The organism is Vibrio sp. D173a (assembly GCF_030248475.1).
In genome coordinates, this window is the sequence record NZ_JAHGAH010000134.1 from 1 (window position 1) to 6539 (window position 6539).

Genomic DNA, 6539 nt, shown 5'->3' on the forward strand with positions numbered 1-6539 from the left:
CTCCTCCTACTCGATTGGACAAAATTCAGCAATAGTTTGTTCAAACAACAATAGTTCGTATAAACAACAATTCGCTTCATCAACGATTTTCTTCGGCAACAACTCACCTCAACAGTAACTAGCGGATGTTGATGTTGTTATCGCGTCTATCGTACATATCAGGTGTTGTATGCAGCCCTCCTGCGTATCCAGCGGCTTCTAGCGTCTCACGTACTTCCTGTACGTCAGCGGCAGTAACTGCTTCTTGTTGGTCTCCGAGGTGTTTACGCACAAAGGTAATTAACTCTGCTAAACGTGCGTCGGAGAGGATGTCCTCAAAGCTCGCCATCGGCATGAAATTACGCTCTGGATCAATGTAGGTAGGTTGCAAGCCTCGCACAGTTACCGCAATGGTGTTGAACGGGTCGCTGTGCATGATGATGCCGTTATTTAGCAATGTTGGCGCTATTGGATCTCGCCCTTTACCATCGTTGCCGTGACAAGCGCCACAAGTCTGTTTGTAGACGGTGTAGATTGGATCTTGATAGGCGTCGTCATCGAACCCTTTAGGTTCTAGTGGTACTGCGTCGGCGGCAATAAAGTTGTTCACATCGCCACTGAGCAAGTAGTAGGACATGGATTCAATGTCTTCACGCGTCATTAAACTCAAGCTATTCTTCACGACATCCGCCATCCCGGCAAACGCGGTGCCTTTGTCTGAATGACCAGTGTGTAAGAAGTCGGTCAACGTCTTTTCATCCCAACCACCAACGTACAACTCTGTTGAGGTAATGTCAGGCGCATTCCAGCCGTCTATCAAGTTACCTTGGAAGATACGCTCAGGAATTAGGGCTTGAGCAATGTTGCGCGGTGTGTGGCACTCTGAGCAGTGTCCTAAGCCTGCTACCCAATATTTGCCTTTCTGCCACTTCTCAACATCTTCCACGTGTCCTTCAAGTTCTTGAGGCAAGCTGTAGTCGATTGGGTCGGTATCCATAAAGACGATATTCCAGCCAAGCAAACCAAGGCGGATGTTAGATGGGAACATCATATGGTTTTCATCGTTACGACGAGCTACCGCAGGGATAGATTGCATGAATTCCCACAAATCCATCATGTCTTGTTCCGTGAGATATTGATAAGAGGTGTAGGGCATGGCAGGGTAAAGGTAACCATGTTTGCCTTTACCCTTCACAAGCGCATCTCGGAAGTCATCATAATCATACTCACCAATACCTGCACTGGCATGGGGCGTGATATTGGTGGAATAAATAGTGCCGAATGGGGTAACGAACGGCAGACCGCCTGCAAAAGGTTCGCCACCTTCAGCACTGTGACAAGCCACACAGTCCCCAGCATGGGCAAGGTACTCACCGCGTTTCACTGACTCAGCATTAAGCGCTGCGAGCTTTAGCTCTTGTTCTTCACCCGCTTTACGGATGTAAGCACCCAGTGCGAGGATTTCGTGCTCAGAAAGTTGGTTTTCAAACGCAGGCATCAAGTTATTCAAACCATAATTGATGGTGTGCTGAATCTCCTCGATGCTCCCGCCATGTAGCCAGACACTGTCTGATAGGTCAGGCACGCCCGTTTGTTGATTTGCTATAGAGCCGTCACCATGACATGACGAGCAATATTCGACGAACAAATTCTTACCTAACTCAACTTTCACTTCTGGTACGTCACTGTGACGTTGATTAAGGGATGCAAGGTAATAGGCAACCTTATCGACTTCGTCTTTCCTCATGACCTCTACCCAGCCCGGCATGGCGCCGTTACGACCTTTGGCAATAGAATGAATCAGAGCTTCGTCATCGCCGCCATACATCCATTCTTTATCTATCAGGTTAGGGAAGTGTTTTTGGCCCTGAGCATTGTCTCGGTGACAAGCGGCACAATGGGTTTGAAAAAGGATGTGACCGGAACGAACGATATCGCCGTTTTGTGCCAATGCGTCGAGCGACATGTCCGTAACTTGGCTAAATTGTTCATCAAGCGTCGTTGACGGTGCGCTGAGTTTATCATCACTTTGATCGTAATTCGCCAAACCTTTCCATTCGCCCAAGCCCGGATATAACACTAGGTATCCTGCTGACAACAGAAAGGCGACCGCGTAACTGGCAAACAGTAATTTGGGTGGCGGTGCGTCTTTTTCATCAATACCATCAAAGGAGGCGATGGTATGGTCTTGGTCTGCTTTATGGTTGCTACGCCAATATTTGATGATGACAGAAACCATCAATATGAAGAAGACAACCGTGGCGGCAATTGCCCACCAGTTCCAGAATGTGCTCATTGTGCCACCTCCTGTGCTGTGTCTTGACCAAGGCTTTGAAGATAACGAATCAGAGCTTCCGCTTTGGTTTTACCGCGTATTTGTAAACGCGCGTCTGAGATCTCTTGGTCGGTGTAGGGCACGCCCAACGTACGGAGCGTTTCCATCTTGTTACCAATGGCGTTACCAGACAAAGTCTGCTCAAACAACCAAGGATAAGCGGGCATCATGGATGTAGGAACCACTTGGCGTGGGTCGATAAGATGCAACACATGCCATTGGTCCGAATACTTACGTCCAAGATTGGTTAGATCTGGGCCAGTGCGTTTGGAACCCCACAAGTTAGGAAACTCGTAAATATCATCGGACTCTTGGTTAGCGCGTCCGTTACGTTTGATTTCAGGCTCTAGCGGGCGAACCATCTGCGTGTGGCACACATGGCAACCTTCGCTGATGTAGATATCGCGACCAGCAAGCTCCAACGCGGTTAATGGCTTCGCTAAACTGCCTTTGGCGATGTCGTCAGTACGCAGGATATTAGGCACTACCCACACTGCAAGAGAGAAGGAAGCCACAACAACGGTGGTGATGATCAAGATGATCACTGAATGCGTAAAGTCTTTGCTCATCTTATGCCTCCTTCGCTACTAGTACAGACGGAGAACGTACGGTCTTGTACAAGTTGAATGCCATCAGGAACAAGCCGAGTACAAAGAGCGCACCACCAAAGAAGCGCAAGAACAACCATGGTGCTTTAAAGTTCATGGCTTCGATAAAGCTGTATACTAGCTCACCATTCTCGTTTTGAGTGAGCCACATGTAGCCCTCACCAATACCGGCAACCCAAAGTGCGATGGCATAGATGGCAACACCTGCATGGGCAAGCCAGAAGTGCCATTTGATCAGTCGCTTCGACCACAGTTCCGTTTTATTCCACAGACGTGGGATGAAGTAGTAGAACACCGCAATGCCAGACATGCCCACCCAACCTAATGCGCCAGAGTGAACGTGTCCGATCACCCATTCTGTGTTGTGCGCCAGCATATTGAACCAGCGAATGGCAAGCAGAGGCCCTTCGAAAGTGGCTAAGCAGTAGTAAAGGATTGCTGAGAAGAAGAACAAGCAGATATAGTCAGATTTGAGTTTCTCTTTGTTTTGCAGCAGCGTCATCGCACTGTTGAAAGCGCCAGCCCAAGACGGAAGCCAAAGAATGAGTGACATGATGATGCCGATGTTTTGCACCCAAACCGGTACCGAAGAGTAAACCAAGTGGTGCGTACCCGCCCAAGTGTAAAACCCAACCAAGCCCCAAAAATGGATTACAGACAAACGATAAGAGTAGATAGGGCGATCAGCGGCTTTAGGAATGAAGTAATAGTTCATCCCAATCACACCCGCAGTTAGCAAAAATCCTACCGCGTTATGACCCCACCACCATTGGACAATGGCATCTTGTGCACCAGCAAAGACGGAATAGGATTTCATCAAAGAGACAGGCATGGCAAGATTGTTCACGACGAAGATCATCGCAATCACGATAATAAAGGCGGCAAAGAACCAGTTTGCTACAAAGATATGGTCTATTTTGCGCTTGGCAATCGTGCCAAAGAACAGCACGGCATAAAGCACCCATACCAAGACGATTAAGACGTCGATTGGCCATTCCAACTCCGCATACTCCTTTGATGTCGTATAGCCTGCGGGCAGGGTAATAAGCGCCAAGAGCAGAACGAGTTGCCATCCCCAGAACACCATCCAAGACAAGCTCTGGTTGAACAAATTACAACGGCCAGTACGCTGGGCAATATATAGCGAAGTACCCATTAAAATGTTTACGACAAAGCCGTATATCACGCCAGATGTGTGTAGAGGTCTCAGACGACCGAATTGGAAATATTGCGAATCAAAGTTCAGAATGGGCCAGTACAACTGCGCCGCTAGAATGACACCGATGATCATCCCCGCAATCGCCCAAACCAACGATGCCAACACAAAATACTTCACAACTTGAGTGTTGTATTGAGTAGTTGTTTGTTCCATAAGAACGCTCCTCGTTTAAGGCTGGGGCTCGTTATCTGACGGTGAATGCTCGGTCCCTAACTGCGAATAATAGTGCGCGATGTCTTCTATATCTTGGTCAGACAGGGCGTCGGCTTGCTGCTGCATGAGTACCGCCAACCCACTAGTCCGCTCCCGCGCTTTGTAATCTTTCAAAGAAGAGATCAGGTAACTTTTTTTCTGGCCGCGTAGGTTTGGATAGGCGTCGATGGTAGAGATGCCGTCAGCACCGTGACATGTCATACATACTTTCGCTTTCTCTTTACCAACCTCAAATTGCTCGTCGACTTTGGCGTCAGATGCGAAAGTGAAAGGAGAGAAGCACATCGTGGCGAGGAGAGTCGCCTTTATACCTGTGCTCATGAAATGCGTGTTCTTTAATCTCATCACTGTTTCCCTAGTAAATTGAATGCGTTTTTCACTAACTTGGGCTATGAAAGCCAGCGCTTCGCTCTTATTTGTAAGGTGAATGAACTGGCGTGTTTCTTATATTTATAAGTTAAAGAGTAAGCAGGTACTGGCAATATCGCTATGTTCAAGCCGATTTAGATATGAATTTAATTAGTAATACGTGCTGGCACAGCGGATTGGACAAAATCAGCGCCAATAAAACTAAAGTGAAAATAGATGCTTAGCTTTTGGCGTTTGAAAAATGGTGGGTTTTGTATGATTTGTTCGTCTTTGGGGTGTTTTAAAAAGAACAGTAGAAATTGAAAACCGCTCATGGTTTTAAGCAAGAGCGGTTAGAGAATAAGAGAGCTTGGGAAACAAACTATCGACCGCGATAGATCATCATGTCATAGACGTGCGTGACAGAAATTGGGTCGGCCTCGAGGTAACTTAAGCGTAGGGAAGTAACAAGATTAAACAGGGAGCCCAGTGCGATTGGCGCGATGATAATTAGGGCTATCAGAATGAAAAAGAGTACGGTTGAATGTCTCATAAAGCACCTCCTGACGTCTGTTTTACTTCGTTGTTATTGTAGCATTTTGCTCTCAATTTAGATTGAGGTTATTCCTTACTTTGTTTGAGTTTTTGCCTAAGAGTTCAGCGGGTGTTTTGGCTGCATCACGTCATGAAATAATGACAGGGTTTCACAGTAATTTCCTCGATGAGAGCTAAGTCACAATGTATGCTGTGAGCGTTTCGCAAACGTTAGCACTCCCCAGTTTTAGTACACATTCAGTCCAGCATTTGCGATAAAAATACAACCAGCTATCACGCATTAAAATCAATCATATATAAACCCTGAAGATTCCGTCGTCGGGTATTTTTTGTGAGTAATTATGCTTAACTCAGAACGCAAAGCTGCATTCGTGCTCGTCGCAACTACGATGATCGCGGCTCTAGGGTGGATTTTCTCTAAAGAAACCATTCAAGGTCTACCACCATTCGGATTCATCGGTCTGCGATTTACCATCGCTTCTCTATGCTTACTGCCTTTATGCATCAAGCCGCTTCGTGCTGCTAATAAGAAAGATATCTTTGCGGCTGCGGGAGTTGGCGTGCTTTTAGGTGGCGCATTAATGTGCTGGATATACGCGATTTCTATCAGTGACACGCTGGGCGAAGGCGTATTCATCATGAGTCTTTCGATGCTGTTTGTGCCAATCGTTGCTTGGGTAATGTTCCGTCAAAGACCGCAACGAATTTTCTGGATCTCGCTGCCTATCGCAATTCTTGGCTTAGGGTGTTTGTCTTTGGCTGGTGGCTGGCAACAATCTACCAGTCAACTTTGGTTTTTGGGTGCAGCTTTGATGCTCGCTTTGCACTTCAACGTCAACAGTAAGTACTCGCAGAAATTGCCGGTATTGTTGCTAACGTGTATTCAGCTGTTTATCACGGGTTTGATAGGTTTACTGATTTCATCTTCAGTGGAAACGGTGCCTGAAGAAGTGTCGACATCTATCTGGATTTGGTTTGCTCTTAGTACGCTTTTGGCAACGAGCTTACGCTATGTGATGCAAACCATGGGACAGAAGTTTGTTCAAGCGGGCAACGCAGCGCTGATTATGATTCTCGAACCCGTGTGGACTGTGATACTTAGTGTGCTTTGGTACGGTGAGGTTTTGACTGCAAATAAGTTGGTTGGTTGTGCACTTATCTTGTTTTCATTGTTGATCTACCGAACTGGCGGCAAACTCCGTTTTCCAAAACGTGCTTAGTTCAATTCACTTTATAGAGCTAACTAAATAACTATCGTTGGCTCTGCCTTTCTAGGGTGTGT

At 46.7% G+C, this 6539-nt stretch carries 6 protein-coding genes; 1 reads left to right on the forward strand and 5 read right to left on the reverse strand.

The features are described 5' to 3' along the window. Positions 1-118 precede the first annotated feature (118 nt). The 5 genes from KIV40_RS14845 to KIV40_RS14865 all read right to left on the reverse strand — a co-directional run bounded on the left by KIV40_RS14845 (position 119) and on the right by KIV40_RS14865 (position 5255). Positions 119-2275 (reverse strand): c-type cytochrome, encoded by a 2157-nt coding sequence (locus KIV40_RS14845; protein WP_285349943.1) that lies wholly within the window; start codon positions 2273-2275, stop codon positions 119-121. Further along, on the reverse strand, positions 2272-2883 hold the full coding sequence (locus tag KIV40_RS14850) for a cbb3-type cytochrome c oxidase subunit II (protein WP_285349944.1): 612 nt from the start codon (positions 2881-2883) through the stop codon (positions 2272-2274). The genes KIV40_RS14845 and KIV40_RS14850 overlap by 4 nt, the downstream gene beginning before the upstream one ends. Position 2884: 1 nt before the next feature. Beyond that, positions 2885-4294, reverse strand: a complete 1410-nt coding sequence (gene ccoN / locus KIV40_RS14855; protein ID WP_285349946.1) for a cytochrome-c oxidase, cbb3-type subunit I — start codon at positions 4292-4294, stop codon at positions 2885-2887. Positions 4295-4309: 15 nt separating this feature from the next. Then, positions 4310-4699 (reverse strand): cytochrome c, encoded by a 390-nt coding sequence (locus KIV40_RS14860; protein ID WP_228174392.1) that lies wholly within the window; start codon positions 4697-4699, stop codon positions 4310-4312. Between the two features lie 385 nt (positions 4700-5084). Beyond that, positions 5085-5255, reverse strand: a complete 171-nt coding sequence (locus KIV40_RS14865) for a hypothetical protein (protein WP_173400083.1) — start codon at positions 5253-5255, stop codon at positions 5085-5087. Positions 5256-5598: 343 nt separating this feature from the next. Between KIV40_RS14865 and KIV40_RS14870 the strand changes: the two genes are divergently transcribed. After that, the gene (locus KIV40_RS14870) at positions 5599-6477 is read left to right on the forward strand and encodes a DMT family transporter (RefSeq protein ID WP_285349948.1); all 879 of its coding nucleotides are present in this window, start codon (positions 5599-5601) and stop codon (positions 6475-6477) included. Positions 6478-6539 lie beyond the last annotated feature (62 nt).

Coding starts and splice junctions, on each gene's coding strand:
- KIV40_RS14865 (WP_173400083.1), bottom strand. CDS start 5,255: ATGAGACATTCAACCGTACTCTTTTTCATTCTGATAGCCCTAATTATC.
- ccoN (WP_285349946.1), bottom strand. CDS start 4,294: ATGGAACAAACAACTACTCAATACAACACTCAAGTTGTGAAGTATTTT.
- KIV40_RS14850 (WP_285349944.1), bottom strand. CDS start 2,883: ATGAGCAAAGACTTTACGCATTCAGTGATCATCTTGATCATCACCACC.
- KIV40_RS14845 (WP_285349943.1), bottom strand. CDS start 2,275: ATGAGCACATTCTGGAACTGGTGGGCAATTGCCGCCACGGTTGTCTTC.
- KIV40_RS14860 (WP_228174392.1), bottom strand. CDS start 4,699: ATGAGATTAAAGAACACGCATTTCATGAGCACAGGTATAAAGGCGACT.
- KIV40_RS14870 (WP_285349948.1), top strand. CDS start 5,599: ATGCTTAACTCAGAACGCAAAGCTGCATTCGTGCTCGTCGCAACTACG.